This is a genomic window from Janthinobacterium sp. GW821-FHT03C08 (assembly GCF_059420905.1).
On record NZ_JBWKUP010000023.1, the window covers coordinates 47813 to 73392 of the forward strand.

At 67.0% G+C, this 25580-nt stretch carries 17 protein-coding genes; 6 read left to right on the forward strand and 11 right to left on the reverse strand.

Features of this window, described 5'->3' with window-relative positions; genetic code table 11:
- Nucleotides 1–112: 112 nt before the first annotated feature.
- The 5 genes from AC07VL_RS25630 to AC07VL_RS25650 all read right to left on the reverse strand — a co-directional run bounded on the left by AC07VL_RS25630 (nucleotide 113) and on the right by AC07VL_RS25650 (nucleotide 7742).
- Complete coding sequence (locus tag AC07VL_RS25630) at nucleotides 113–2401, reverse strand: TonB-dependent hemoglobin/transferrin/lactoferrin family receptor (protein ID WP_494808338.1); 2289 nt, start codon at nucleotides 2399–2401, stop codon at nucleotides 113–115.
- 241 nt (nucleotides 2402–2642) lie between these two features.
- Nucleotides 2643–4220, reverse strand: coding sequence for an FGGY-family carbohydrate kinase (locus tag AC07VL_RS25635; protein WP_494808339.1), 1578 nt, complete (start codon nucleotides 4218–4220; stop codon nucleotides 2643–2645).
- A gap of 3 nt (nucleotides 4221–4223) precedes the next feature.
- On the reverse strand, nucleotides 4224–4643 hold the full coding sequence (locus AC07VL_RS25640) for a hypothetical protein (protein ID WP_494808340.1): 420 nt from the start codon (nucleotides 4641–4643) through the stop codon (nucleotides 4224–4226).
- Entirely contained in the window at nucleotides 4567–6135 is a 1569-nt protein-coding gene (locus AC07VL_RS25645) for a glycerol-3-phosphate dehydrogenase/oxidase (protein ID WP_494808341.1), read from the reverse strand. The genes AC07VL_RS25640 and AC07VL_RS25645 overlap by 77 nt, the downstream gene beginning before the upstream one ends.
- Nucleotides 6132–7742 carry an FAD-binding oxidoreductase gene (locus tag AC07VL_RS25650; protein ID WP_494808342.1) on the reverse strand — a complete coding sequence of 537 codons (1611 nt, stop codon included), beginning with the start codon at nucleotides 7740–7742 and terminating at the stop codon, nucleotides 6132–6134. Before AC07VL_RS25650 ends, AC07VL_RS25645 begins: the two co-directional genes overlap by 4 nt.
- A 117-nt stretch (nucleotides 7743–7859) precedes the next feature.
- On the opposite strand from AC07VL_RS25650, the gene AC07VL_RS25655 reads away from it, so the two are divergent.
- From AC07VL_RS25655 to AC07VL_RS25665, 3 genes are all read left to right on the forward strand, one after another.
- Complete coding sequence (locus AC07VL_RS25655) at nucleotides 7860–8957, forward strand: AraC family transcriptional regulator (protein ID WP_494808343.1); 1098 nt, start codon at nucleotides 7860–7862, stop codon at nucleotides 8955–8957.
- A gap of 95 nt (nucleotides 8958–9052) precedes the next feature.
- Nucleotides 9053–9835, forward strand: a complete 783-nt coding sequence (locus AC07VL_RS25660; protein ID WP_290603477.1) for a 3-hydroxybutyrate dehydrogenase — start codon at nucleotides 9053–9055, stop codon at nucleotides 9833–9835.
- A 112-nt stretch (nucleotides 9836–9947) separates the two neighbouring features.
- Nucleotides 9948–10796 carry a DUF2071 domain-containing protein gene (locus tag AC07VL_RS25665; RefSeq protein WP_494808344.1) on the forward strand — a complete coding sequence of 283 codons (849 nt, stop codon included), beginning with the start codon at nucleotides 9948–9950 and terminating at the stop codon, nucleotides 10794–10796.
- Here AC07VL_RS25665 and AC07VL_RS25670 read toward each other — a convergent pair.
- Nucleotides 10768–12420: a methyl-accepting chemotaxis protein gene (locus tag AC07VL_RS25670; protein ID WP_494808345.1), complete on the reverse strand. Its 1653-nt coding sequence runs from the start codon at nucleotides 12418–12420 to the stop codon at nucleotides 10768–10770. The two genes, AC07VL_RS25665 and AC07VL_RS25670, sit on opposite strands and share 29 nt — an antisense overlap.
- Before the next feature lie 146 nt (nucleotides 12421–12566).
- Nucleotides 12567–13814 carry a cyclic di-GMP phosphodiesterase gene (locus AC07VL_RS25675; RefSeq protein ID WP_494808346.1) on the reverse strand — a complete coding sequence of 416 codons (1248 nt, stop codon included), beginning with the start codon at nucleotides 13812–13814 and terminating at the stop codon, nucleotides 12567–12569.
- Nucleotides 13815–14095: 281 nt separating this feature from the next.
- Between AC07VL_RS25675 and AC07VL_RS25680 the strand changes: the two genes are divergently transcribed.
- Together AC07VL_RS25680 and AC07VL_RS25685 are read left to right on the forward strand one after the other, a co-directional pair.
- The gene (locus AC07VL_RS25680; RefSeq protein ID WP_494808347.1) at nucleotides 14096–17602 is read left to right on the forward strand and encodes a PAS domain-containing hybrid sensor histidine kinase/response regulator; all 3507 of its coding nucleotides are present in this window, start codon (nucleotides 14096–14098) and stop codon (nucleotides 17600–17602) included.
- The gene (locus tag AC07VL_RS25685) at nucleotides 17583–18536 is read left to right on the forward strand and encodes a diguanylate cyclase (protein ID WP_494808348.1); all 954 of its coding nucleotides are present in this window, start codon (nucleotides 17583–17585) and stop codon (nucleotides 18534–18536) included. Before AC07VL_RS25680 ends, AC07VL_RS25685 begins: the two co-directional genes overlap by 20 nt.
- On the opposite strand, the gene AC07VL_RS25690 is transcribed toward AC07VL_RS25685, so the two are convergent.
- On the reverse strand, nucleotides 18533–19123 hold the full coding sequence (locus AC07VL_RS25690; protein ID WP_494808349.1) for a hypothetical protein: 591 nt from the start codon (nucleotides 19121–19123) through the stop codon (nucleotides 18533–18535). The two genes, AC07VL_RS25685 and AC07VL_RS25690, sit on opposite strands and share 4 nt — an antisense overlap.
- Before the next feature lie 252 nt (nucleotides 19124–19375).
- Between AC07VL_RS25690 and AC07VL_RS25695 the strand changes: the two genes are divergently transcribed.
- Entirely contained in the window at nucleotides 19376–21460 is a 2085-nt protein-coding gene (locus AC07VL_RS25695; RefSeq protein WP_494808350.1) for a S9 family peptidase, read from the forward strand.
- Nucleotides 21461–21542: 82 nt separating this feature from the next.
- On the opposite strand, the gene AC07VL_RS25700 is transcribed toward AC07VL_RS25695, so the two are convergent.
- The 3 genes from AC07VL_RS25700 to AC07VL_RS25710 are packed head-to-tail and all read right to left on the reverse strand — an operon-like array spanning nucleotide 21543 to nucleotide 25569.
- Nucleotides 21543–23597 carry an esterase-like activity of phytase family protein gene (locus AC07VL_RS25700; RefSeq protein WP_494808351.1) on the reverse strand — a complete coding sequence of 685 codons (2055 nt, stop codon included), beginning with the start codon at nucleotides 23595–23597 and terminating at the stop codon, nucleotides 21543–21545.
- 60 nt (nucleotides 23598–23657) lie between these two features.
- Entirely contained in the window at nucleotides 23658–24596 is a 939-nt protein-coding gene (locus tag AC07VL_RS25705) for a helix-turn-helix domain-containing protein (protein ID WP_494808352.1), read from the reverse strand.
- A 55-nt stretch (nucleotides 24597–24651) separates the two neighbouring features.
- Nucleotides 24652–25569: a helix-turn-helix domain-containing protein gene (locus tag AC07VL_RS25710; RefSeq protein ID WP_494808353.1), complete on the reverse strand. Its 918-nt coding sequence runs from the start codon at nucleotides 25567–25569 to the stop codon at nucleotides 24652–24654.
- Nucleotides 25570–25580: the final 11 nt, after the last annotated feature.

The following is a 25580-nucleotide window of genomic DNA, read 5'->3' on the forward strand; positions in this document are numbered from 1 at the left end:
CGAGGGCAAGGCGCAGCGACGCAGACAGTACGCAAGTACGGCAAGGAAGCTGCAACGCCGCCATCGGCATTTTCTCAGGCCCGCGTCTCCGGCCCGCCATTTTCAGAAGTAATCAGAATTTTCTGGACACACTCAGCTTCGCATTACGCCCCACGCCCGTCACCGCCTCGCTCAGGTAGGGCATGTAGTTGCGGTTGAAGACATTATCGACCGTCAGGCGCACTTCCGTGCCGCGCCAGACGCCTTGCCGGCCGTTCCACGATGCGAACAGCGTGTGCAGCGCATAGCCTTTCGACGGCGGCAGGCGGTACACATTCCCCACCGGCAGTACGCGGTCCTGCTTCGCGACAAACCGGCCCTGCCAGCCGATGCTGGCGCCCAGGTCCGGCATGCGCCAGCCCAGGCCCGCCATCAGCTTGTCCGGCGCGATCGTCGACACGGGTTCGTCCGCGCCCCACGGGTCGCGCTGGGAGCCGGTGCGCGTGCCGCGCTGCTTCGACAGCGAAGCGCTGGCGAACAGGCGCGGCGAATTGTAGTAGGACTCGACTTCCACGCCCTGCGTATGGAAGCCGGCCAGGTTGCGGTAGTCGGATAGGGCCGGCGGCACCTTGCCCGATCCCGGCACATAGCCTTCGATCAGGATGCCCAGGCGCGGGCCGATATTGTCGCTGACCTTGTTGCGGTAGGCCGTCAGGCGCAGCTGCACGTCGTCGCGCTCCATGAAGACGTTCTGGCGGTGCAGCATGACGCCGGCGCGCACGGCCGTCACGCGCTCCACGGCCAGGTCGCGGCTGGTGCCCGGCGTCGATGAGCCCAGCCTTTCCGACACATAGTACTCATTCGAGTACATCTCGTCGATCGTCGGCGCGCGCCAGGTGCGGCTCAAGTCGCCGAACAGCGCCACGGCATTCGACGCCTTCCAGAACAGGCCCAGGCGGGGCGACCAGTCCGCGTGCACCTTTTCGCTGAAATCATGGCCGGCGGCGGCCAGCGGGCTGTTATAGCGCGACGCCTTGTTCGGCACGCCCTCGGAAACGACGCGGTCGTGGCGCAGCGCCGCCGTCAGGGTCACGCTGCCATAGGTCATGGCGTCCTGCAGGTACAGGCCCGTCGTTTCCTGGCGCCCGGCCGGCATGTAGTAGGGCTGGAAGTAGCCATAGTTGTACGTCGGGTCCTTCAGCGCCGTCGACGACGGGTAGTACATCAGGGTGTCGCGCACGTTCTTGTGCCACTGCAGGCCCGTTTGCAGCACGTGCGACACGGTGCCCGTGCCAAACACGCTTTCGTTGCGCACTTCGGCGATGCGGTCCACGTACGAGGCCCAGCTCTCGTTGCCCAGCGACCCCAGGTAGGAACCCGGCGAGGCCGATGGCAGGCGCTTGTCGTGCTGGTCCGTGTGCGAATAGCCGGCGCTGGCCGTCAGCTTGATCCACGGATTGTCCTGCGGCGCGTATTGCCACTTCACGGAATACGTGTCGTCGTTCTGGTCGCGGTAGACGGCCTTGCGCTGCCATGCCTCTTCCAGCCCGTACTTCCTGATTTCCGCCTCCGTCGGCGTGGGCACGTCCTCGCCCATGGCGGCGAACGGGCCCCAGCCCGTGCTGCCGCTCTTCATCGCCGTCAGGGTCAGCAGCTGCTCCGGCGTCAAACGGATATTCAGTTTCGCCAGGCTCGATGGCGCGTCGATGGCGGAAAAACGGAATGGCTTGCCATCGGGCTTGCGCAGATCGTCGGACTTGCGCTGCGTGGTAAACGCCATCGCATCGAAGCGGCCATCTTCCGTGCGGCCATACACGGCCACGGTGGCGTCGTTTTCGCCATTGTTCGAATGGCGCGAATACTTCACCATGGCGCCGATTTTCTCGTCGCCTTCCAGCATGTCCTTCGCATCCTTGGTCTCGACCGTGATGACGCCGCCGAAACCGCCATTGCCATACAGGCTGGTATGCGCGCCCTTGTTCACTTCGATCTGCTTGATCAATTCCGGCTCGATGAAGATGGAGCCCTGGCGGTATTTTTCGAACCCCTTGGGCACGCCGTCGAGGATGACCTTCACGTCCTGCACCTTGTTGAAGCCCCAGATATTGAGGCTCTGGCCGCTGGGACGGGCCGTGCCGGCCAGGTCCACGCCGGGCAAGGTGTCGAGCAGCGAGGCGACGTTGTCCGCCTGCTGGCGCTCGATGTCGGCGCTGCTGATGTACGAGCGCCCGGCCGTGCCGGCGCTGATGGCGTCGCCAAAGACGCTGATGGCCGGCATCTGCGTGGCGTTCTCAGGACTGGCGGCATCGGCGGTGTTGGCGGCCCAGGCGCCGGTGCCCAGGGTGCCGAGCGCCAGCGCCAGCGCGGCGGCCATCGGGGTCAATGCGCTGGCGCGCATGCGGTGTTTGCGTATCGTCTTCATTGCTGTCCTTGCCGACTACTTCATGCTTGTGGAATGAAAAAATGCAGGGCAGAGAAAACGGACTGGGCACGATCAAGCGGCGGCGTTGAAGGAAGCGTTGCGGCGGCATTCTGCCCGCGCGGACACGCCGCCGGCGCATGGCCGGCGGCGCACTGCAGTCACCGGGGATATGTTGCCTAAGTGAAATGCGGAGCACATCATAACTCAGATGCGAATGATTCGCAATACGATTTAATGGAGGCTACTCCGGGTAGCCGGTGATCTCGGCGATCTCGCGGTACAGGGGCTGCAGCCGCGCATACATCTTCCGGTACACGCGCCGGTACAGCTGCTCGTAGGTCTTGCGGTGTTCGGGATGCGGCTGGAAGACCTTACCCTTGCGCGTCATGGCCCGCACGGCGGCGGGGAAATCCGCATGCCAGCCCAGGCCCACGCTAGCGGCGATGGCCGCGCCCAGGCCCGAGCTTTCATACACGTGGGCGCGCGCTGCCGGCAAACCGAAGATGTCGGCCGTCAGCTGCATGGCGGCGTCGCTCTGCGAGCCGCCGCCGGCGATGCGCAGCTCCGTAATGGCGATGCCGCTGCGCCCCTCGATGCGCTCCTTGCCCTCGCGCAGCGCATACGCGAGGCCTTCGAGGATGGCGCGGTAGATGTGCGCGCGCGTATGCACGTCGCCAAAGCCGATCATGGCGCCCTTCGCTTCCGGCCCCGGCACCTTGATGCCGGGACTCCAGTACGGCTGCAGCATCAAGCCCATGGAACCGGGCGGCACGGCGTCGACCAGGCGGTCGAACAGCGCCTCGGCGCAGAGGCCCGTGCCATCTTCGGCGGCCGCGGCCCGTTCGCGGTCGCCGAACTGCTCCTTGAACCAGTTGACCATCCAGTAGCCGCGAAAAATCTGCACTTCCGTGCTGTAGGCGCCCGGCATGGCGGCCGGATATGGCGGAATGAAGCGCGTCACTTCCACGTATTTCCGATTCGTCGTGTTGATGGTGGCCGTGGTGCCGTAGCTCAGGCACGCCACGTGCGGCTCGACGCAGCCGGCGCCCAGCACCTCGCACGCCTTGTCGGCGGCGGCCGCCAGCAAGGGTGTGCCTTCAAGAATGCCCGTCGCGGCGGCCGCGGCGGCCGTGATGGCGCCCATGCGCGTGCCCGGCGTCACCAGCTCGGGCAGCATGGCGCGGCGAATGGCCAGCGCCTGCCACTTCCAATCGAAGCGCCCGGCCCAGGCGTGGCGCTTGTAGTCGAACGGAATATACGCCACCTGCGAGCCCGTCGAATCGATATATTTCCCGCAGAGGCGGTGGTTCAGAAAACCCGACAGCAGCAGGAATTTGTGCGTGCGCCGCCAGATGTCGGGCTGGTGCGCGCTGATCCAGTTGATCTCAGCCTCGCGGCGAAAATACCGGATCGTGCCATCGAGGCGCGTGGCGCGGAACAGGGCGCGCCACCACGGCGCCAGGCGGGGAATGTCGCGCGTATTGCGCTGGTCCAGCCAGGTGATCGCGGGCCGCAGCGGCGCGCCATATGCATCCACGTTGACCACCGTGCCGCGCTGCGTGGTGACGGCCACGCCGGCCACCGACGATTTTGCGATGTCCGTGACGCGCCACAGCTGCTGGCACGCTGCGCACACGGCTTGCCAGTAGCCGTCCGCGTCGTGCTCGGCCCAGCCGGGGTGTTCGGAGTAGTACGCTTCCAGGAAGACTTGCGCCTTGGCGGCCAGCTTGCCGTCCCGGTCGAACAGCAGCGCGCGCACGCTTTGCGTGCCATTGTCGATGGAAAGAATGTACGGGCCATCGCCCGCGACGGCGGCCATGGCTCAGGCCACGCTGGCCAGCGCGGCGCGCAGCGCCTGCAGCAGCGCTGGCGGCGTCAGTTCCGGCCTGGCGCTGAAGACGGGCGCTTCCCAGTCCTGATCCCGCACGGCCACCACGCGCAATCCCCCCTCCTCGCTCCATGCCGGATACCAGCCCACGTCGACGATGTCGCCGTTCGCGCAGGTGATTTGCAGCAGGTCCTCGCCCAGGTCGTCGACGAGGGCGGCGACGCCCTGGCGCAGGTCCAGCGGCGACAGGCTGTCATAGGTGATGCGGGCATTGCCCAGTTCCAGGGCCTCGCCAAACAGGGTGATGTCGATGATGCTCTCCTTATTCTTATGGTTTTCAATCGTATCGCGGCACGCTGTAATGGCGGCGCCACAGGGCCAGGTAGCGCTGCAGCTCGGCGTCCCAGCGCGCATCGTCCCAGCCCAGCTCCGCCTGGCAAATGGCGCGCAGGCGCGGCATGATAGCAAGCGCGCCGCCGGCCAGCTGCAAACCGAGGCGCGTGCGCCGCAGCAGCAGGTCGTCCAGGTGCTGCACGTCCTCGTTGCGTGCGCCCCAGCGCAACTGCGCCCACAGGGTCTGCGTGCCGGGAATCGGCTCCAGTTCGCCCTCGTGGGCCGCATCGCACAGCCCCTGCGCGTGTGCGCCATGACGGCCCAGCAGGCGCGCGCGCTGTTCCGCGTCGAGCAGCAAGGCCTTGCCCGACAGCGGTGGCACCGCGTCGAAGATGGGCAAGGGACGCAAATCCGCCTGCCAGCCCGGCAGCAGCGGCGCCGCGCGGCGCAGTGCGTCGAGGGCGATCACGCGAAATGTCGTCAGCTTGCCGCCGGCCACCGTCAGCAAGCCGTTTTCCAGCCATAGCGCATGTTCGCGCGCTTCCTTCGACGGGTCAAGCCGGCCGCTGTCGATGACGGGGCGCACGCCGGCAAACGTGGCCAGCACGTCCTCTTCGCCCAGCGCCAGCTGCGGGAATTGCCACTGCAAGGCGGCCAGCAGGTAATCGAGCTCGCCGCGCGTGATGGCCGGCTCCAGCTCCAGGCTGGCGCCGTGGTCGACATCGGTGGTGCCCACCAGGGTCACGCCCTCCCACGGATAGGCAAACACGGGGCGGCCATCGCGCGGATGCATCAGGCTGACGGCCTGCGCCAGCGGCAAACGCCAGGCGGGCAGCAGCAGATGGCTGCCGCGCAGGGGCCGCAATTTCGGCGGCTCTCCCACCTGGCCGCGCAAGGCGTCGGCCCAGGCGCCCGTGGCGCTGATCACCAGACACGCGCGCACGGTGGCTGCCGCGCCATCGAACGCATCGTGCAAGGTGGCGCCAACGACCTTATCTCCTTCGCGCAGCAAGGACGCCACGCCCAGGTAGTTGACAGCCACGCCGCCATGGCGCCGCGCTTCCTGCAGCACGCGCAGCACCAGGCGCGCATCGTCCGTCTTCGCGTCCTGGTACAGCATGCCGCCGCGCAGGCCGTCGCGCCGGACGTGCGGCGCCAGCATGGCAAAATCGGCCGCATCGACATAGCGCCGCGCGCGCCGCCCCGCCATCAGGTCGTAGATAGCCAGGCCCAGCATGAACTGGCGCCGGCCCGGCTTGCGTCCGATATAATCGCCGAAGGCGAAACCCTGCGCCTCGACCAGCCCGGCCGCATCCGCCAGCAAGGCTACCCGCTCGTGCACCGACTCGCGCGTCAGCGCGAACTGTCCCTGCTTGAGGTAGCGCAAGCCGCCGTGCACCAGCTTGGACGAGCGGCTCGACGTGCCCCAGGCAAAATCGCGCTGCTCCACCAGCAGCGCCTTCAAGCCGCGCCGCGCCGCTTCCAGCAGGATGCCGGCGCCCGTGATGCCGCCGCCGACGATCAGCACATCCCACTCGCGCGCCAGGATGCCAGGCAGCTCCTCCCTGTTCATGACGGGCCGCCGGCGTCGGGCAGCAGCTTGCCGGGATTCATCATGCCCTGCGGGTCGAACTGGCGCAGCAGCGCGCGCATGGCGGCGATGCCCAGTTCTCCCTTTTCCGCGGCCAGCCACGGCGCATGGTCCGTGCCCACGCCGTGCTGATGGCTGATGGTGCCGCCGTTGGCGACGATGGCGGCGCCGGCCGCGCTTTTCAGGCTGCGCCAGCGCGCCAGGTTTTCCTCGTAGGTGGGCGCCAGACGATACACATAGGTCGTGTAGACGCTGGCGCCCTGCGCGTACACATGCGACAGGTGCGTGTACGCGTGCACCTGCTCGCCGTGCGCGGCCAGCGCGGCGCGGCCAGCCTGCTCCAGCGCCGCCATCATGGGCGTGACGCGGGGCCAGTCGACGGCCGTTTCCACCGTGTCGATGACGTAGCCATGTTCCCAGGCGCCGTTGCGCAGGTAGACATTGCGAAAGCGCCCCTGCTTCCATTTGTCGCCCATGTGGCGCCCCACGTGCACGCCCCCATGGCGCCGCGCCAGCCCCAGGGCGGCGCGCAGGGCCGCCCGCGCCGGCTTTTCTTCCCCGCTGACGCCCACCATCAGCATGCACTTGCCGTCGCCGCAGCCGCGCAGGGACAGATAGCGTTCCAGCAGTCCCACCAGCTTCTTGTGCCCGGCCAGGGTCAGCATGGTCTGCGTTTCCGGCCCGTTCGACAGGCGCAGCATGGACAGGGACAGGCGCGACTGGGCCAGCGTGCGCACGGCGGCCTGCGCCTGCTCCCAGCCGGCAAAGAACACGGCGTGGAACGCTTCGTACGGTGGCAGCGGCGAAATGCGCACGGTGGCCTGCGTCACGATGCCCAGCCGCCCTTCGGAGCCGAGCACCATTTCGCGCAGGTCGATGCCGGCCGCCGAGGCGGGGAAGGTGGGGATGGCCAGGGTGCCGGCCGGCGTTTCCAGCACGCCGCCCGCGAACAGCTGCTCGATGCGGCCATAGCGCAGGGACTGCTGGCCCGATGAGCGCGTGGCGATCCAGCCGCCCAGGGTGGAATACTCGAACGACTGCGGATAGTGGCCCAGAGTGTAGCCGTGCGCGCGCAGCTGCGCTTCCAGGTCGGGGCCGTACACGCCCGCGCCGAACGTGGCCAGCTGCGCCTCGCGGTCCAGGTGGGCCAGCGCGCACAGGTGCGTGAGGTCGAGCGACAGCACGGGGCGCGGCCCCGGCGCCACCGTCAGGTGTCCCGCCACGCTGGTACCCCCGCCGCGCGGAATCACGGCCACGCAGGCCTGGCGCGCAAACTCGAGCAGCTGGCGCACCTGCTGCGCGCTGTCGGGGAACGCCACGCCGTCGGGAACACAGCCGACGCGGCCATGGCGCAGCTTGAACCAGTCAGGCAGGCTTTGACCCAGTGCATGGCGCACGCGCGTGGCCGGCGCCGTATCGATCAAGGGATGCGGCGCCAGGCGCGAGGCGGGCACCTGCGCGCAGGCGTCGTCAAAGCTGGCGTCCACGATGGCGCTGCCCGGCCCCAGCCGCGCGCGCAGGAACGCCAGCGCGTCTTCGCCCAGCACATGCACGATGCTCTCGTCACCCCAGCCATTCCAGCGTTGCATCGACATCCCCTCGTATTGGCCCAGTTGCGCGCCACGGCGGCTTGCTATACTGTGTTTTCCTGATCTCTTGCCTGATCAACAGCATATGCCGCCACGCGCCACGGGTATTGGTTTTTCATGACAAACGCATTGTTCCATCATGACAGCACTGACAGCCGCCACACGGAAGGCCGGGTCGCCATCGCCTACCTGCAGCCGTTGCTGGAGGCGGCCGAGGCGCACGGCATCGGTGCCGCCGCCCTGGCCAACGCGGCCGGCATGGCGCCGCACGACCTGGACGGGCCGTCGGCCACGGTGGCCGCGCGCGACTATGTGCGCCTGCTCGACGCGGGGGCGCAGCTGGCGGGCGACGCCCATTTCGGCCTGCACGTGGGCCAGCGCGTACGCATGGGCGCGTACAGCACCTATGGCTTGATCTTGCTCAGTTGCAGCAACGTGGGCCAGGCGCTGGAACAGACGGCGCGCTATGAACGGCTGGCGCACGACCTGGGCCGCTCCACCCTGCAGCGCGACGGCGCCGTGGCCCACTACCGCTGGAGCAGCCACTATCCGGCAGCGAGCCGGCACCTGGTCGACAGCGTCTTTGCCGGCGTCAAGGTGTGCGGCGACTGGCTGGCCGGCATGCCCCTGCCGCCGGCCCGGCTGGCGTTCACGCACGACGGCGGCGGCGAAACACTGCTGCGCCACGCGGCGCACCGCGACGAATACGTGCGCGTGCTGGGCAGCCTGCCCGCCTTCGACGCCCCCGCCAACACGGCCACCTTCGACGCGCAGTTGCTGGACTGGCCCGTGCCGAACGCCGACGTCAGCCTGTATGCCGTGCTGTGCCAGCACGCGGAACAATTGCTGGCGCAGCGGCAGACGGCCGCGGGCGCGGCGGCAGGCATCGACGCCCAGGTGCACGCGGCCATCGTGGCGGGCTTGCGCCACGGTTCGGCCAGGCTGGCCAGCATCGCCGCCGCGCTGGCCGTCACGCCGCGCACCCTGCAGCGCAAGCTGGCCGATGCGGGCACCAGTTTCCAGGCCCTGCTGGACCAGGCCCGCTACGGCCTGGCGCGCGATTATCTGCGCCAGCCGGGGCTGTCGCTGGTCGATATCGCCTTCCTGCTGGGCTACCAGGAACAGAGCGCCTTCAACCACGCCTTCCGCACCTGGGCCGGCACCAATCCCGGCGCCTGGCGCCTGCAGGAAATGCAGGCAGGGCAAGCGGGCTGACAGGCGTGCGCGCGACATGCCGCAGGCGTTTTCTCGCTATACTGGCATAGTCACGCATCGCACGATCACTCCAACCCGCAACGCAAAGGATTAATATGCAACTCCAAGACAAAGTCGCACTGATTACCGGCGCCGCCAGTGGTATCGGCAAGGAAATAGCTATTGAATACGCGAAACAAGGCGCCAAGGTCGTCATCGCCGACCTGGCCCTGGACGCGGCCAACAAGACGGCCGAGGAAATCAGGCAGTCGGGCGGCCAGGCGTTTGCCGTCGCCATGGACGTCACCAGCGAAGAGCAGGTCGACAAGGGCGTGGCCGATGCGGCCGCGCACTTCGGCGGCATCGACGTGCTGATCAGCAACGCCGGCATCCAGATCATCAGCCCCGTCGTCGATTATCCGTTCGAACAGTGGAAAAAGATGCTGGCCATACACCTGGACGGCGCCTTCCTCACCACGCGCGCCTGCATGCGCGAAATGATCAAGGCGGGCCGCGGCGGCGCCATCATCTACATGGGTTCCGTGCACTCGCACGAAGGCTCGCCGTTCAAGAGCGCCTATGTCGCCGCCAAGCATGGCTTGCTGGGCCTGGCCAAGGTGGTGGCCAAGGAAGGCGCGAAAGACCGCATCCGTGCCAACGTCATCTGCCCCGGCTTCGTGCGCACGCCGCTGGTCGACAAGCAAATCCCCGAGCAGGCAGCCCAGCTGAAGATCAGCGAAGAAGACGTGATCAAGAAAGTGATGCTGAAAGACACCATCGACGGCGAATTCACCACTACGCAGGACGTGGCGCAAACGGCCATCTTCCTGGCAGCCTTCCCGTCGAACGCCCTGAGCGGCCAGTCCATCGTCGTCAGCCACGGCTGGTTCATGCAGTAATAGCGACGCCCGCCCGCAGCGGCTGCGCGGCGCCCTGCGCGGCCGGCGATGCTGTGGGCGGGCGCTGTTGCGTGAATGTTACCCCCTCCGTTTTTCCCCGAAAGTTTCTCCATTGCACGACAACACCTACCGCCACCCGCGCGCGGGCTGGCCGGGGCGCCTGATTGCCGCGCTCGCCAACTGCACGCGGTTTGCCGCCGTACGCCAGGCCATCCTGTCGCGCCTGCCCTTCCTGCCCCTGCACAGCGACGTGCGCGACGTCGTCTACGTGAGCTGGCTCGTCGATGCCGCTGCCGCGCGGCGATTGCTGCCGCCGGGCGTGCGCTTGTGGCAGCGCGACGGCAAGACGCCATTCACCGTGCTGACCTACCGCCACGGGCATTTCGGCCCGGTCCTGCCGGGGCCGCTGCGCCGCCTGCTGCCCTCGCCCCTGCAAAGCAACTGGCGCCTGTACCTGGACCACACGCCGCCGGGCGCGCCGGACGTGCCCTGCGTATATTTCCTGAAGAACATCATGGATAGCCTGCCCCATGCGCTGGGCACGCGCCTGTTCAGCGACATTCTGCCCACGCACCTGGCCGATGCCATGACCCTGGACGTGTCCGCCACGCAGGCACGCTGCACGATCACGCCCGGCGCCGGCAGCGCGCCCGCGCTGGATATCCAGGCAGAGTTTGCCGCAAGCCGGACGCTCGATGAGCACTGGCAGCCGCTGTTCGGCAACTGGCGCGATGCCGTCGCCTTCCTCGCCTGCCAGGACGCGGCCATCGCGTCCGTGCCGCGCAACGGCAAGCTGGTCTTCGGTGAAATCGACTTGCCCGTTGATCTGGATCAAGTGCAGGCGCTGACCGCCTCGCGCGCAAGCTGCGGCTTGCTGGCGCACTTGCCGCCCGTCTCCGCACCGTTCGCCTTTCTCGTGCCGAAAGTACCCTTCACGGCGTTGTCAGAGCGCCTGCTGTAGCGCGGCGGCGCTCCGGCGCGCGCACGGTGCCGGCCGGGGCCGCCTGGCCGCCGCGCCGCCGTTCCAGCTTGAAGAGGGACATGGCCTGCTCCAGCTGCAAGGCCTGGTCTTGCAACGAGGCGGAGGCGGCCGCCGATTCCTCCACCAGGGCCGCATTCTGCTGCGTCACCTCATCCATCTGCGTGACGGCCATGTTGACCTGGCCGATGCCGTGGCTTTGCTCGCGCGAGGCGGAAGCGATTTCTTCCATGATGCCGTGCACGCCCTGCACGGCACCCAGCATTTCGGCACTGCTGGCGCCCGCCTGCTGCGCCAGCTTCGCGCCTTCCCGCACCTGCGCCAGCGAGGCCGTGATCAATTGCTTGATTTCCGTGGCCGCCGAAGCGCTGCGCTGGGCCAGGCTGCGCACTTCGCCCGCCACGACGGCAAAGCCCCTTCCCTGGTCGCCCGCGCGCGCCGCCTCGACAGCCGCGTTCAGGGCCAGGATATTCGTCTGGAAGGCGATGCCTTCGATGATGCCCGTAATGTCGCCGATCTTCTGCGATGAAGCGTTAATGTCGCCCATCATCTTCACCACCTGGCCGACGATCTCGCCACCGCGCCCGGCCAGGCCATGCACCTTGCCCGCCATGTCGCTGGCCTGCACGGCATTGCCGCTGTTCTGCTGCACCGTGGCGGCCAGCTGTTCCATGCTCGACGCCGTCTGCTGCAGGGCCGACGCCTGCGCTTCCGTGCGCCCCGACAGGTCCATATTGCCGGCGGCAATTTCCTGGCTGGCCATGCTGATGCGCAGGAAATTGCCGCGCACGTCGCCGACGATGGAATGCAGGTTCACGCGCAGCTGGCGCAAGGAGCGCAGCAGCTGCCCCATCTCGTCGCGCCGCGTGGTGTCGAGTTCGCCCGTCAGGTCGCCGCCCGCCATCACGTCGCACGCCTGGCGCGCCTGCTGCAGCGGCTGCAGCACGGCGCGGTACAGGCTATGCCAGAAATACAGGGATGCACACACGGCCACGGCGGACAGGCCCGTCAGCCAGCCGTGCACGGCGGCCGGCAGCACGCCCACATTCCACGCCAGCTGCAGCAGCAGGACGGCGGTCAGCAAGCCGAGGTTACAGCCGATGCGCGTCGCCAGCGGCAAGTCGCGCAAGCCGAGCAATTTCGCCCTCCAGCCCGTGCGCACGGCGGCACCCTGGCTGATGGCGATGCCGTCCGCCTGGCCCGCCTGGATGCGCGCATACAAGGCCGCCGCCTGCGCGACCTGCTGGCGCGTGGGCTTGGTGCGCACCGACATATAGCCGACGGCCACGCCATCCTCGACCACGGGGGTGACGTTCGCCAGCACCCAGTAGTAATCGCCGTTCTTGCAGCGGTTCTTCACCATGCCGCTCCACGAACGCCCCGAGCGGATGGTGGCCCAGAAATCGGCGAACGCTTCCACCGGCATGTCCGGGTGGCGCAGGATGTTCTGCGGCGCGCCGATCAGCTCTTCCGCGCTGTAGCCGCTGACGGCGATGAAATACGGGTTTGCATAGGTGATATTGCCTTGCAAGTCGGTAGTCGAGACGATGGTCTCGCTATCGCTCAGTGTGATCTCGGTATTGCTGACGGGAAGATTGAGTCGCATGGTCACATCCTCGGAGGTAGCCCGTACGGTGACGGGTGTGCGGACAGCGGACGGTCGCCAGCCAGGAAAACAGGTACGGCACTGGCACCACTATTTTAATATTTTGCCATTATCAAAATGTACTTTTATCCCACTCTTGCCGACTGCTATGCCAGGGCGGGTTCCCCGGCCCAGTAGCGCTCCACGTCCTGCAAGCGCCAGCGTTCCGCGCTTTCGGTGGACACAATCCGTTCCTGGCAACCCGGCGCGGCCAGGTCCAGCACGCTGGGGGCGATACAGGTGCCGGCACGGATGGAAAAAAACACGCGCACGGTGGGCTGGGTCAGCGGCTTGCCCGCCGCCTGCCCCACCACCACGGCCAGGCGTTCCGATTGCAGGCGAACGAGGGTGCCCAGCGGATAGATGCCCAGGCATTTGACGAAGGCGGCGAACAGCTGCGCGTCCAGGTGCCCGCCGCGCCAGGCGGCCATGCGGCGCAGCGAGTCGGCCGGACACCAGCCCTGCTTGTACGGCCGGTTCGAGGTGATCGCGTCGTACACGTCGCAAATGGCGCCCATGCGCGCATACAGGCTGATTTGCGCGCCTTGCAAGCGCGCCGGATAGCCGCTGCCGTCGAGTTTTTCATGGTGGTGCAGGCACACGTCGAGTACCACCGGATCGATCTCGTCCACCTCCAGCAGCATGCGGTGGCCGGCCGCCGCATGGGTCCGCACGGAAGAAAACTCCTCGTCGCTGAGGCTGCCAGGCTTGTTGAGGATGGCGGCCGGCACGGCCATCTTGCCGATATCGTGCAGCAAGCCCGCCAGGCCGGCCGAGCGGATCTGCTCCGGCGCCAGGCCCAGCTCCCTGGCCAGCGCCGTCATCAGCGCGCACACGGCCACCGAATGCATATACGTATAGTTATCGGCCGTCTTCAGGCGCGCCAGGCCCAGCAGCATGGCGCCACCGCGCAGCACCGAGGCGGCGATATCGTCGACCAGCGCATAGGCCTCGCCCACGGCCAGGGCCTTGCCCATGCGTGCCTCGTCGAACATCGTCTGCACGGCCTGGCGCGAGTGTTCCAGCAGGCGCCGCGCCTGGAGCATCTCCTCGTCGCGCGACAGGGCCGTGCCGGCCGGCGCGGCGGTCATGGCCGCGTCTGGCGCCGCGCTGCCTGCCGCATCGACCGGGGCGGCAGGCAGCGCCACGGGCTGCGGCGCCGCTTCCGGCGGCGCCAGCCCGCGCGCCGTGTCGATCCACACTTCGCGCAGGCCGGCCGCGCGGATTCGCTCCAGGTCGGTGGAGGACTGCAGCAGGAAGGATCGTTTCCAGAACGGCGTATCGAGCCAGGAACGGCCCAGCCGCTCGACATACATTCCCAAGGCCAGTTCGGTAGTCGCTATTTTTTTCAGCACAAGGCTCTCCAGACATGCAGATGACGGCAATAAACGGGCGCATTAAAAATATCATACGCGGAAATAAACAATTAAAACAAATAAATCACTTAATATTGCAAAATCACAACAAATCGGCTAATTCTCACTAAAAATCACGAAGACAACCATTTATTATCGATTTTACGTCATTTTTAAATGAATATACCAATTAAACTGAATTTTTATTGACAACAACAAATTTCATGGCGCATCATGGCCATATCCGCGCACCTCCGTGCGCCATCGACGATGGAGGCGATATGCCCACCCTTTCCAGCCCACGCAAGCAGCCTGCCGCCGCCCGCCCTGCGCTTGACAACCATGCGGGCGAGCTGGCCGCCATCGTGCAGAGTTCCTACGATGCCATCATCGCCAAGACGCTCGATGGCGTCGTGACCGCCTGGAATGGCGGCGCGGAACGGGTCTTCGGCTACAGCGCGGCGCAGGCGATCGGCCGGCCGCTGCTGCGGCTGATCGTGCCCGCCACGCAGCAGGACGAAGAAAGGCAGATCCTGGCGCGCGTGGCCCGCGGCGAGGTGGTATCGGGCTTCGAGACGCGGCGCCGCCGCCGCGACGGCAGCACGCTCGATGTCTCCGTCACGGTCTCGCCCATCCGCAATGCCGAAGGCGCGGTCATCGGCGCGGCCAAGACAGTGCGCGACATCAGCGCGCAAAAACGCGCGGAGGCGGCCATCCACGAATTGAACAGTTCGCTCGAGCAGCAGGTTGCCCAGCGCACGCAGGAAATCCAGCATATTGCCGCGCTGCAAAAAGTCATCCTCGACAATGCCGGCTACGCCATCATCGCCTGCGACACGGCCGGCCTGGTGACGCTGTTCAATCCAGCGGCGGAAAGCCTGCTCGGCTATGCGGCCAACGAACTCATCGGGCAGCACACGCCCCTGCTCTTCCATGACCCGGCCGAGCTGGCGCTGCGCGCCGAAGCCCTGTCCGCTGCGCTGGGATGCGCCGTGGCGCCCGGCATGGAGGTGCTGACCATCAAATCGCTGCGCGGCATGGCCAGCGAGCAGGAATGGACCTTGCTCCACCGCGATGGGCGGCGCGTGCCCGTGCTGCTGTCGGTCACGGCCCTGCGCGACCAGGCGGGCCAGGTCATCGGCTTTCTCGGCATGGCGGCCGACCTGAGCGAAAGGCGCGCCGCCGAAGCGCAGCTGCGGGAAAGCCACCGTTTCCTCGACACCCTGGCCGCCAGCATTCCCGGCATGATGGCCTACTGGGACAGCGGCTTGCGCTGCCGCTTTGCCAACCAGGCCTACCGGCAATGGTTTGGCCGCAGCGCTGGCGAGATGGCCGGCGTCGCCATGCGCGAACTGCTGGGCGACGAGCTGTTCGCCGCCAACGCCGCGGATATCGCCGCCGCGCTGCAGGGCGAGGGACGCAGCTTCGAGCGCGACATCGTCATGCCCGACGGCACGCTCCACCATGCGCTGCTGCATTACATTCCCGACCTCGATGACGGCAAGGTGCGCGGTTTCGTCACGCTGGTGGCGGACGTCACCCAGTTAAAACAGACACAGCTGGTCATGCAGCAGCTCAACGCGACCTTGCAGGCGCGCACGGCCGAAGCGGAAGAAGCGAGCCGCGCCAAGTCCGACTTCCTGGCCAACATGAGCCATGAAATCCGCACGCCCATGAATGCCGTGCTGGGCATGCTGCAGCTGCTGCGGCACAGCGGCGTCAACCAGCGCCAGGCCGACTATGCGGACAAGGCCGGCGGCGCCGCCCGCACCTTGCTGCGCGTCATCGACGACATCCTGGATTTCTCGCGCGTCGAGGCCGGCAAGCTGAGCCTGGACCCGCAGCCCTTCAGCCTGGCCCAAGTGCTCGACGATGTCGCCGTCGTGCTGGCCGCCAGCGTGGGCGACAAGCCCGTCGACGTGCTGTTCGACATCGATGCGGCGCTGCCGCCCCTGTTGTGCGGCGACGCCCTGCGCCTGCAGCAGGTGCTGATCAACCTGGCCGGCAATGCCATCAAATTCACCCGCCAGGGCGAGGTCGTGCTCGGCTGCCGCTGCCACCGGCGTGGCAACGCCAGCCTGGCGCTGGAGTTTTTCGTGCGCGACAGCGGCATCGGCATCGCCGCCGAGGATGGCGCGCGCATCTTCGACGGTTTTTCCCAGGCCGAAGCGTCGACGGCGCGCCGCTACGGCGGTTCCGGCCTGGGCCTGGCCATCAGCCGGCGCCTGGTCGGCCTGATGGGCGGCGAACTGACATTCGACAGCACGGTCGGCCAGGGCAGCACCTTCCGCTTCAGCATCGCCTGCGACAGTGCGTCCGGGGCGGCAGCGCCTGCGCGTCCGCCGGCAGCGGGCCACTGCCTGCTCATCGATGACAATGCAACGGCGCGCCAGGTGCTGTCGGCCATGCTGGCGGCGCGCGGCTGGCAGGTGACGGCCGTGGCCGGCATGGCGCAGGCACGCACCGTGCTACATGCGGGCGTCGCGCCGGACCTGGTACTGGCCGACTGGGCAGCGTCGACGCCCCACGGCGCCGTCCTACAAGCGGACCTGGCGCGCCAGGGTCAGGCGCCCGTGCCGATGATCGCCATGCTCAGCATGCCGGAACAGGAGTTGTTGGCCAGCATGCCGAAGGAAGCCGCCATGTACCGGGCCGCGCTGGTGCGGCCGCTGACGGGCAGCAGCATCGACGCGGCGCTGGCCAGCTGCGGCGCAGCCTGCCAGTACGCCGACGTCCCCGCCGCGGCACCGCGCCTGCCGGGCTTGCGCATCCTGCTGGTGGAAGACAATCCCCTGAACCGGCAGGTGGCCATGGAACTGCTGGCAGGCGAAGGGGCCAGCATCGACCTGGCCGATGGCGGCCGCGCAGGCGTCGCCGCCCTCGCCGTGCCGCATGCGCGCTACGACGCGGTGCTGATGGACGTGCAGATGCCCGACATGGATGGCTACGCGGCGACGCAAGCCATCCGCCGCCTGCCCGGGCGGGAGGCGCTGCCCATCATCGCCATCACGGCCAATGCGCTGCCGGGCGACCGCGCCGCCGCCCTGGCCAGCGGCATGAACGACCACGTGGGAAAACCATTTGTGCTGGATCAACTGGTCGAGACGATACGCCGGGCAACGATGCCCGGCGCGGCAGGCCAGCCGGCGGCCGTCGCCCTGCCACACGACGCAGCGGAGCATGACGTCGCGCCGCCGCAGGTGCTGCACCATGCAGCCGCGCTGCGGCGCATGGGCGGCAATACGGGCGCGCTGCGCCATTTCCTGCTGACCCTGCCCATGGAACTGGAACGCCTGGAGGCGGCAATGCGGCAGGCGGCGGCCAGTGCGCCGCAGGAACTGCCTGCCCTGCTGCATGCGCTCAAGGGCGTGGCCGCCACGGCGGGGGCCGAGTGCCTGGCGGCGCTGGCGGCGCAGGCGGAACAGGAGCTGCTGGCCGCTCCCGCCGGCAGCGCGTCCGACCTGCTCGACACGACCCTGGCAGCGCTGCAGCCCGTGCGCCAGGCCGCCGTGCGCCAGGCCCTGCAGTTGCCGGCCACCAGCCAGGCCGGCACGCCGCCCGCCACGCAGCTGACGGCGGCGCTGCAGCAGCTGGCCCGGCTGCTGGCGGCGGCGAACATGGAGGCGCTGGGCGCGTTCGAGCGCTTGCGCCCGCAGCTGGCCAGCCGCCATGGGCAAGCCTGCGCCACCCTCGCCGGCCTGATCGATACGCTGCAATTTGCGCCCGCGCAAGCACTATGCCAGGAGTTGCTGGCGGACCGGAGCCATCATGAACCCGCCGCTGGCTGATACCGCCACCTGCCCGCCCCGTGCGCGCCTGCTTGTCGTCGACGACCAGCCTGCCAACATCCGCCTGATGCATGCCCTGTTCGGCGAGCAGCACGAGGTATTCATGGCCACGGACGGGCTCCAGGCGCTGGCGCTGTGCGCAAGCGCCATGCCGGACCTGGTGCTGCTCGATGTCGACATGCCCGGCATGGATGGCCTGAGCGTCTGCCGCCAGCTGCGCGCGGCGCCGGAGACCTGCGCCATTCCCGTCATCTTCGTCACGGGCAGCCATGGCGTGGCCGATGAATCGGCATGCTGGGATGCGGGCTGCGTGGACTTCGTCAACAAGCCCGTCAACGCGCGCACCTTGCGCAACCGGGTCGACGCCCACCTGCTGCTCAAGCGGCAGGCAGACCAGCTGCGCACGCTGGCCTTCACGGATGGCCTGACGGGCCTGACCAACCGCCGCCATTTCGAGGACCGCCTGCAGCGGGCCTGGTCCTCCTGCATGCGCGATGCGCGGCCATGCGCCGCGTTGATGATCGATATCGACTGGTTCAAGCGCTATAACGACCACTATGGCCACCAGGCCGGCGACGCCTGCCTGCGCCGGGTCGCCGGTGCCATGGCGGAGCAGCTCAGGCGCCCGGAAGACGTGCTGGCGCGCTACGGAGGAGAAGAGTTCGTCTGCCTGCTGCCCGGCACCGGCCTGGCCGGTGCGCAGCGGGTGGCGCAGGCGCTGGATGCGGCCGTGCGCAGCTGCGCCATGCCGCACGCCGGGGCTGACAGCGGCATCGTTTCCATCAGCATCGGCGTGGCCGCCATGCAGCCGCGGCAAACGAATAGCGGGCAGGCGCTGCTCGCCCAGGCGGACGCGCAGCTATATGCCGCCAAGAGCGCCGGGCGCGGCTGCTGGCGCGCCGCCGGCGACGAGGCGGCGCCGGCGGAAGCCTAGCGCGGCACGTAACGCCAGCCCGCGCTTTCCAGCTTGAACGTGAGTTCCGTCTTGATGCCGTCAGGGCGGCTCGGCACGCTCAGTTCCGTATCGCACACGAGGTAGCCCGTCTGGCGCTTGACTTCGCACTCATTGATGGCCTTGACCTGCATGGTCGTCTGCGCTTCCTGCATCTGCACGTCCTTGGCTGCTTCCGGGTCGCGCGCCACTTCTTCCTTGGCCCACGCGCGTATCATCGCCTGCGCCTCGGCCGGCGACGGTCCCGCAAATTTGGCGTGCTTGCGCTCGACGCCGGTCCAGGTGCCGTTCTCGCTGCGCAGGGGCAGGACAGTAAAGCCGTCGCGCATGCCGGCGCTCATGCCCACCAGGCACACGACTTCACCGGGCACTTCCAGCGAATCCTGGCAGCCCTGCAGGCTGGTGACCTTGACGGCGATCGGCACGGATGACTGCGTTCTCGCCTGGGTCTTGGCCACGCCCGCCTGCACGGCGGCGTGGATCTGCTCCAGCGTGGGCATGCTGGCCGCATGGGCTGGCAAGGTGGCGAACAGGGCGGCGGCGGTCAGGGCAAGAGTAGTCAGGCGCATGGGTGTCAAAGGTAGTGGTCAAAGGCCGGCAGTCTAGCACTTTGCATAAAAACAGCTGTTTCTGTATCGACACCCCGCCGGTACCGGCTGCGGGAAGGTGCCGTGCCCGACCAACTGGCGCACAAGGCCGGCTAACCGGCGGTCAACTCCCGCAGCAGGCGCGTCTTTATTGCTATGATGTCGGCCTGCCGGCGGTACAGCCGGCCACGTCAATACCATATCGATAACGTCGTCATAAAATCGGGAGTTTGAATGAGTTTACGTCTGCTGCTCTTGGGAGCATTCAGTGCCGCCCTGGCCACCACCGCCGCCGTGCCGGCCCTGGCTGCGCCGCGCGGTTTCACCGTGGAAGACATGGTGGCCATGGAACGGGTGGGCCACCCCGTGCTGTCGCCGGACGCCACGCGCGTCGTCTACACGGTGCGCACCACCAACCTGGACAAGAACCGCGGCAACACGCAGCTGTGGATGATCGACCTGCGCGCGCCGAATGCGGCACCGCGCCAGCTCACGCGCGGCGATGCCAGCGCCGGCGACCCGCAATGGTCGCCGAACGGCGATGCCATCTACTTTCTCTCAAGCCGCTCCGGCTCCTCGCAAGTGTGGCAACTGCCCCTGAACGGCGGCGAAGCGGCCAAGGTCACCGACCTGCCGCTGGACGTGGACACCTACCGCCTGTCGCCGCAGGGCGACCGCCTCGCCTTCAGCATGGGCGTCTACCTCGATTGCGCCGACCTCGCCTGCACGAAGAAGCGCCTCGATGAAAAAGCCAAGAACAAGGCCAGCGGCATGGTCTACGACCAGATGTTCGTGCGCCACTGGGATACCTGGGCCGACGGCCGCCGCAACGCGCTGTACTCGGCGCCCATCGACGCCAGCGGCAAGGTCAGCGCCGCACCCGTCAGCCTGAGCGGCACCCTCGACGGCGACGCGCCATCCAAGCCCTTCGGCGACAACGGCGAGTACAACTTCAGCCCGGACGGCAAGACCGTGGCCTTCTCCGTGCGCGTGGCCGGCCGCGCGGAATCGTGGTCGACCAACTTCGACGTGTACACGATTCCTGCCGCCGGCGGCCAGGCGCCGCGCAACCTCACGGCCGACAATCCGGCCTGGGATGCGAAAGCCGCCTATTCCCCCGATGGCCGCACCCTGGCCTATGTCGCCATGAGCAAACCCGGTTTTGAAGCGGACCGCTTCCACCTGGTCCTGATGGACGTCGCCACGGGCAAGAAACGCACCGTCGCCGACGACTGGGACCGCTCCGTGGCCGACTTCCGCTGGACGCCGGACGGCAAGGCCTTCCTCGTCGCCGCCGATGACGTGGGCCAGCACCGCCTGTTCCACATCGACGCGGCCAGCGGCAAGGTCACGGCCCTGACGGGCAAGGGCGCCGTGGGCGAATTCGACGTGCGCGGCAATACCATCGTGCTGGCGCAGGCCAACCTGGCCTCGGGCGCGCAGCTGTATGCGCGCAAGCTCGATGCCAAATCGGAAACAGCGCCGATGCAGCAGCTGACGAAGCAGAATGCGGCAGCGCTGGCCGACGTGCGTTTCGGCGAATATGAACAGTTCTCGTTTGCGGGCGCGGATGGCGAAACCGTCTACGGCCACGTCATGAAGCCATGGAATGCCAAGGCCGGCGAAAAGTATCCGATCGCCTTCCTCGTGCATGGCGGCCCGCAGGGCAGCTTTGGCAACAGCTGGAGCTACCGCTGGAATCCGCAGGTGTACGCGGGCGCCGGCTACGCCACCGTCTTCATCGACTTCCACGGCTCGACCGGCTACGGCCAGAAGTTCACGGATGCCATCAGCGGCGACTGGGGCGGCAAGCCATTGATCGACCTGCAAAAGGGCCTGGAAGCGGCCACCAAGAAGTTCCCATGGCTGGACCGCGAACGCAGCTGCGCGCTGGGCGCGTCCTACGGCGGCTACATGATGAACTGGATCGCCGGTAACTGGCCGGACGGCTTCAAGTGCCTGGTCAACCACGACGGCGTGTTCGACAACCGCGGCATGGCCTACGCCACGGAAGAACTGTGGTTCACCGAATGGGAAAACGGCGGCACCTACTACGACGCGCCGGCCAAGTACGAGCAGTTCAATCCCGTGAACTTCGTGAAGAACTGGAAGACGCCGATGCTGGTGGTGCAGGGCGACCTGGACTTCCGTATCCCCACAGCACAGGGCCTGGGCACCTTCACGGCGCTGCAGCGCCGCGGCATCCCGAGCAAGCTGCTGGTCTTCCCGGACGAAAACCACTGGGTGCTGAAGCCGGCCAATTCGCTGCTGTGGCATCACACGGTGCTCGATTGGTTGAACACCTATACCAAAAAGTAAGCCTGGCCCGCAGTCAAAAAGCCGCACAGTTTGCACTGTGCGGCTTTTTTTCATCCATCAACTGCGCAATATCAATACGCGATCAATATGCAGCGAGCGCCTTGGCGAACTTCACGATCCACAAGCGGCTCGGGCGTTCGCGGTCGTCGCCGCGCGCCACGCGGATGGTATTGCCTGCGGTGCAGCCGGGGGCGCTGCTGGTGACGATGGCGCCGTTCGCGTCGACGGTGCACTTGGTCACGTCGGCGTCCGCCACTTCCACGCCATTCGCGTCGAAGACCTTGGTTTTCATGCCGAAGTCGTTGTCGTTGGCCAGCGCGATGGTGGAGTCGTCGACGAGGGTCAGGCCTTCGGCCTTTTCCGCCGCCCAGCCGATGGCGTTCAAGTCCAGCAGCAGGGTTTTCTTCAGCGGCGTGACAGCCGCCCAGTCGGCGCCATTGACGGGGGCGCCGCCCATGCTGCTTTTTTCCAGGTCCGAGGTGGTGGCGTTGAAGGCGGCGGCGGCGATGTCCGTGGCGCCCTTCAATTCCACCAGCATCAGCTTGTTGAACACCTTGCCCGACGGCGCGGCGCCCTGCTCGATGACGAGGAACTTGCCGCCGCCCAGCGCCACCATGTCGCCCAGCTTGGCGTTGCCCGTGCGGCCATCCTGGTAGTCGGCAGCATTGAGCGGATACGCATACATCTTGCCGCTGGTGCCCGTCACCGGGTCGAATTCGATCCAGCGCGTGAAGCGGGCAAAGCGCTCGACCTGCTCCGCCTTCTTCGTCACCGAATACATGGCCGTGCCGTCGCTCAAGGGGCTTTGCAGGAAGGCGTACAGCTTGTCGTTGCTGGCATCGAGCGTCATGCCTTCCATGCCGCGGTTCGCGCGGCGCTTGGCGAACAGCGCCGGCAAGCCCTTGCCCGGTTCGTACTTGGCCTGGATCACGCCCGTGGCCGCGTCGAGCTTGACGATGAAGGGGCCGTATTCGTCGGACACCCACAGCGCATTGCGCTTGGCGTCGACGACGATGGCTTCCGAGTCGAGGCCGCCCGCATTGAAGACGGCCTTGCCGGCGGCGTCGAACTTCATCGCATCCATGACGGGAATCTCGGCCGAATTGCCCACCGCGCCCACGGGCACGGGCAAGCCCGAGCTGTTCACCGTGGCCGACACCTTGATCGGCGTTGACGACGTCAGGATGGCGCCGCCCTTGCCGACCGTGATCACGCCAAACGAGGGGGTAAAGCTGGGCGACGGGAAGATCTTGCTGCCGATGGTGCCCTTGCCCGATGGATCGGGCACCAGCGGACCGTCGCCGTTCGGGCCACGGTCCGTCAAGCCATAGAATTCCAGGTCGCCGGCGGCGTTCTTGCCCTTGTAGGCCAGGCCGGAGCCGTACGACGGCAGGAAGCCGTTCGGGAATTCGCCCTTGATCTTGGCGTTCGCGCCTTCGTACGGCACGTAGAATTTATCGGCCGCCTGGATCTGGTAGCGCGTCACCGTGACCTTCACTTCGCCGACGGGATTGGCCTGCGTCAGCGCCTCGTTGACGGGCGCGCCCACCTTGGAAGCGAGGGTGTCCTCGAAATGCTCGCGCACGAGGGCGCGGCGCTCCGCGTCGACGCTGCGGACGGCGAATTTTGCACCCAGTCCCGCCAGGTGCCCCGCCAGCGCCGTATTGAAGACGGCAGGAGCCACGCTGAAATCGAGGGATTTTCCCGCCAGCGCGGCCTTCACGTCGGCCGTGATACGGATGCCGTTCGAAGGATCGCTGTCATCGTCGAGCAATTGCAGCGCCATCAGGCGGTTGACGACCTTGTCGTCCTGCACATTGGCCGTGGCAGCGAGCGCCAGCGGCGTGACCAGGGCGCCGCACTGCGAGGTGCCCAGGGCCAGGCCGCCCACGCTGAAGGTCACCGTATCGCCCGGCATGCAGGTGAATTCGCCCTTGGCGTTGGTGCTGGCCTTGGCCGCGCTGCCGGCCACGTAATCGAGACCTTCCACCGCGCCGTCGAGGAAGACGCCCGTCGTCGCCACCGGCTTGGCCGGCTCCTTGTTATCGCTGCCGCCGCAGGCGGACAGGCACAAGCTTGCGGCAATGGCCAGCAGGGTCAGTTTCGGACTCGGTTTCAGGGTCGCTACAGCGTTCATGCATTCCTCGGTTCAGGTTGGGAGTGAAACCGGGAAGACTAACTGAACATAATGACAAGGTTATGACAGGGGCGCGGCCATTGGCGTATCCGCAACAGGTCCGCCGATGCCGCCGAAGCGGCCGTCCGCCTGGCGCCGGAACTGCTTGGGCGTGACGCCCTTCACCTGCAGGAAGCGGCGGTTGAAGTTGGCCACGTTCTGGAAACCCACGTCGTAGCAGACGTTCGACACATACTGGTCGGTATCCATCAGCAGCTGGCACGCCTTGTTGATGCGCAGCCGGCTGATGAAATCGGTAAAACTGTTACCCGTCGCCTTGCGGAAGAAGCGCGAGAATTTACTCAGCGACATGCCCACCTGCTCGGCCAGCATTTCCGCCGAAATCGGTTCGCGGTAATTCTCCGTGATGTAGTTGAGGACGGCATTCACCTTGGCCAGAGTGGCATCGTCGTCGTACGAGCGCAGGGAGGCGCTCGACAGCAGGCGGTAGTTGGCCGTGCGCGCCAGCTTGCTCATCAATTGCACGAATTCGGCGAAACGCTCGGCGCCATGCGTGGCGCGAATGCGCGCCAGGTGCTGCTCCGCCTCCTGTCCCATCTCGAAAAACTCCACGCCGTAGCTGGAGCGCTCGAGCAGGGGCAGCAGCTCGCGCAGTTCGGGAATGACGCGCGCGGCGCCCGCCAGCGGCGCGTGGGCGAACTGCACGATCATGTCGCGCAGGGCCACGCCGCCCTCCGGCAGCACGTTGGAAATCCAGTTGTGCGGCAGGCGCGGCCCCGTCAGCACCAGGTGGCCGGGCGAGAATTCGCCGATATAGTCGCCCACGAAGAGGCGCCCGCTGGTGGCGACGATCAGGTGCAGCTCGTATTCCTCGTGGCAGTGCCAGCGCACGCGCGAGCTGGGATAGCCATGTTCCAGGTAATTGATGATGCCGTCGTAGCTTTCGCGTTCCAGCTCGGGCGCCTTGCGCTCGCCGTCCTTGTGCCACAGGTGTTCCATGCTCGTCTCTCCCAGGCTGTCCCCGCCCGTGCCCTCGAATGTACCTCAAAAAGCTTCACTCGCCAAAGCGGCCCAGCGCCTGCTGGCGGAATTCCTTCGGCGTCATGCCTTTCAATTCCAGGAAGCGCCGGTTGAAATTGGCCACGTTGTTGAATCCCGCCTCGTAGCAGATGTTGCTCACATAGCGCTCCGTCTCCATCAGCAGCTGGCATGCCTTGTTGATGCGCAGGCGGTTGACGAAATCCGTGAAGCTGTTGCCCGTCGCGCTGCGAAAGAAGCGCGAAAACGTCCGCTCCGGCATGTCCACCTGCTCGGCCAGCTGCTTCAGCGAGAACTGGCTGCTGTAATTGTGCACGATGTAGTTGATGGCCGAACTGATGCGCGCCAGCGCCACGTCGTCGTCGCTCGACTGCATCGGCACCGTCGACAGCAGCTGGTAGTCGCTGGTCTGCGCCAGCTCGCCCAGCAGGGTGAGAAATTCGATGAAGCGCGGCAGGCCACTCGTGTCGCGGATGCGCCGGAAGCGCCGCAGCGACAGCTCGCTGACGCCGAAGAATTCCACGCCATGCAGGGCGCGCTGCAGCAACGGGAAGATTCCCTTCAGTTCCGGGATGACGGCCGCCATCGACGCCAGCGGCGGGTGCGAAAACTGGATCACCATGTCGCGCAGGGCCACGCCCCCTGGCGGCGTGTCGAGCGAGACCCAGTTATGCGGCACGCGCGGCCCCGTCAGCACCAGGTGGCCAGGCGTGAACTGGCCGATATAGTCGCCGACAAACACCTTGCCGCTGCTCTCGACGATCAGGTGCAGCTCGTACTCGTCGTGGTAATGCCAGCGCACCAGCGAATTGGGAAAGCCGTGCTCCAGGTAGCGGATGAAGCCGAAACTGCCTTTCGGCTCGAAGCCGGGCGTGGCGTCGCGCTGCTGCTCGTGCTCCATCTGCGGCAGGGAGGAATCGGCTTTGCGTTGCATGGCGCGCCCTC

Excerpts from the sequence above, each read along its gene's own strand:
- AC07VL_RS25630 (WP_494808338.1), bottom strand. The coding sequence starts at position 2,401 with ATGAAGACGATACGCAAACACCGCATGCGCGCCAGCGCATTGACCCCG.
- AC07VL_RS25635 (WP_494808339.1), bottom strand. The coding sequence starts at position 4,220 with ATGGCCGCCGTCGCGGGCGATGGCCCGTACATTCTTTCCATCGACAAT.
- AC07VL_RS25640 (WP_494808340.1), bottom strand. The coding sequence starts at position 4,643 with ATGCGCGCTGGGACGCCGAGCTGCAGCGCTACCTGGCCCTGTGGCGCC.
- AC07VL_RS25645 (WP_494808341.1), bottom strand. The coding sequence starts at position 6,135 with ATGAACAGGGAGGAGCTGCCTGGCATCCTGGCGCGCGAGTGGGATGTG.
- AC07VL_RS25650 (WP_494808342.1), bottom strand. The coding sequence starts at position 7,742 with ATGCAACGCTGGAATGGCTGGGGTGACGAGAGCATCGTGCATGTGCTG.
- AC07VL_RS25655 (WP_494808343.1), top strand. The coding sequence starts at position 7,860 with ATGACAAACGCATTGTTCCATCATGACAGCACTGACAGCCGCCACACG.
- AC07VL_RS25660 (WP_290603477.1), top strand. The coding sequence starts at position 9,053 with ATGCAACTCCAAGACAAAGTCGCACTGATTACCGGCGCCGCCAGTGGT.
- AC07VL_RS25670 (WP_494808345.1), bottom strand. The coding sequence starts at position 12,420 with ATGCGACTCAATCTTCCCGTCAGCAATACCGAGATCACACTGAGCGAT.
- AC07VL_RS25680 (WP_494808347.1), top strand. The coding sequence starts at position 14,096 with ATGCCCACCCTTTCCAGCCCACGCAAGCAGCCTGCCGCCGCCCGCCCT.
- AC07VL_RS25685 (WP_494808348.1), top strand. The coding sequence starts at position 17,583 with ATGAACCCGCCGCTGGCTGATACCGCCACCTGCCCGCCCCGTGCGCGC.
- AC07VL_RS25690 (WP_494808349.1), bottom strand. The coding sequence starts at position 19,123 with ATGCGCCTGACTACTCTTGCCCTGACCGCCGCCGCCCTGTTCGCCACC.
- AC07VL_RS25695 (WP_494808350.1), top strand. The coding sequence starts at position 19,376 with ATGAGTTTACGTCTGCTGCTCTTGGGAGCATTCAGTGCCGCCCTGGCC.
- AC07VL_RS25700 (WP_494808351.1), bottom strand. The coding sequence starts at position 23,597 with ATGAACGCTGTAGCGACCCTGAAACCGAGTCCGAAACTGACCCTGCTG.
- AC07VL_RS25705 (WP_494808352.1), bottom strand. The coding sequence starts at position 24,596 with ATGGAACACCTGTGGCACAAGGACGGCGAGCGCAAGGCGCCCGAGCTG.
- AC07VL_RS25710 (WP_494808353.1), bottom strand. The coding sequence starts at position 25,569 with ATGCAACGCAAAGCCGATTCCTCCCTGCCGCAGATGGAGCACGAGCAG.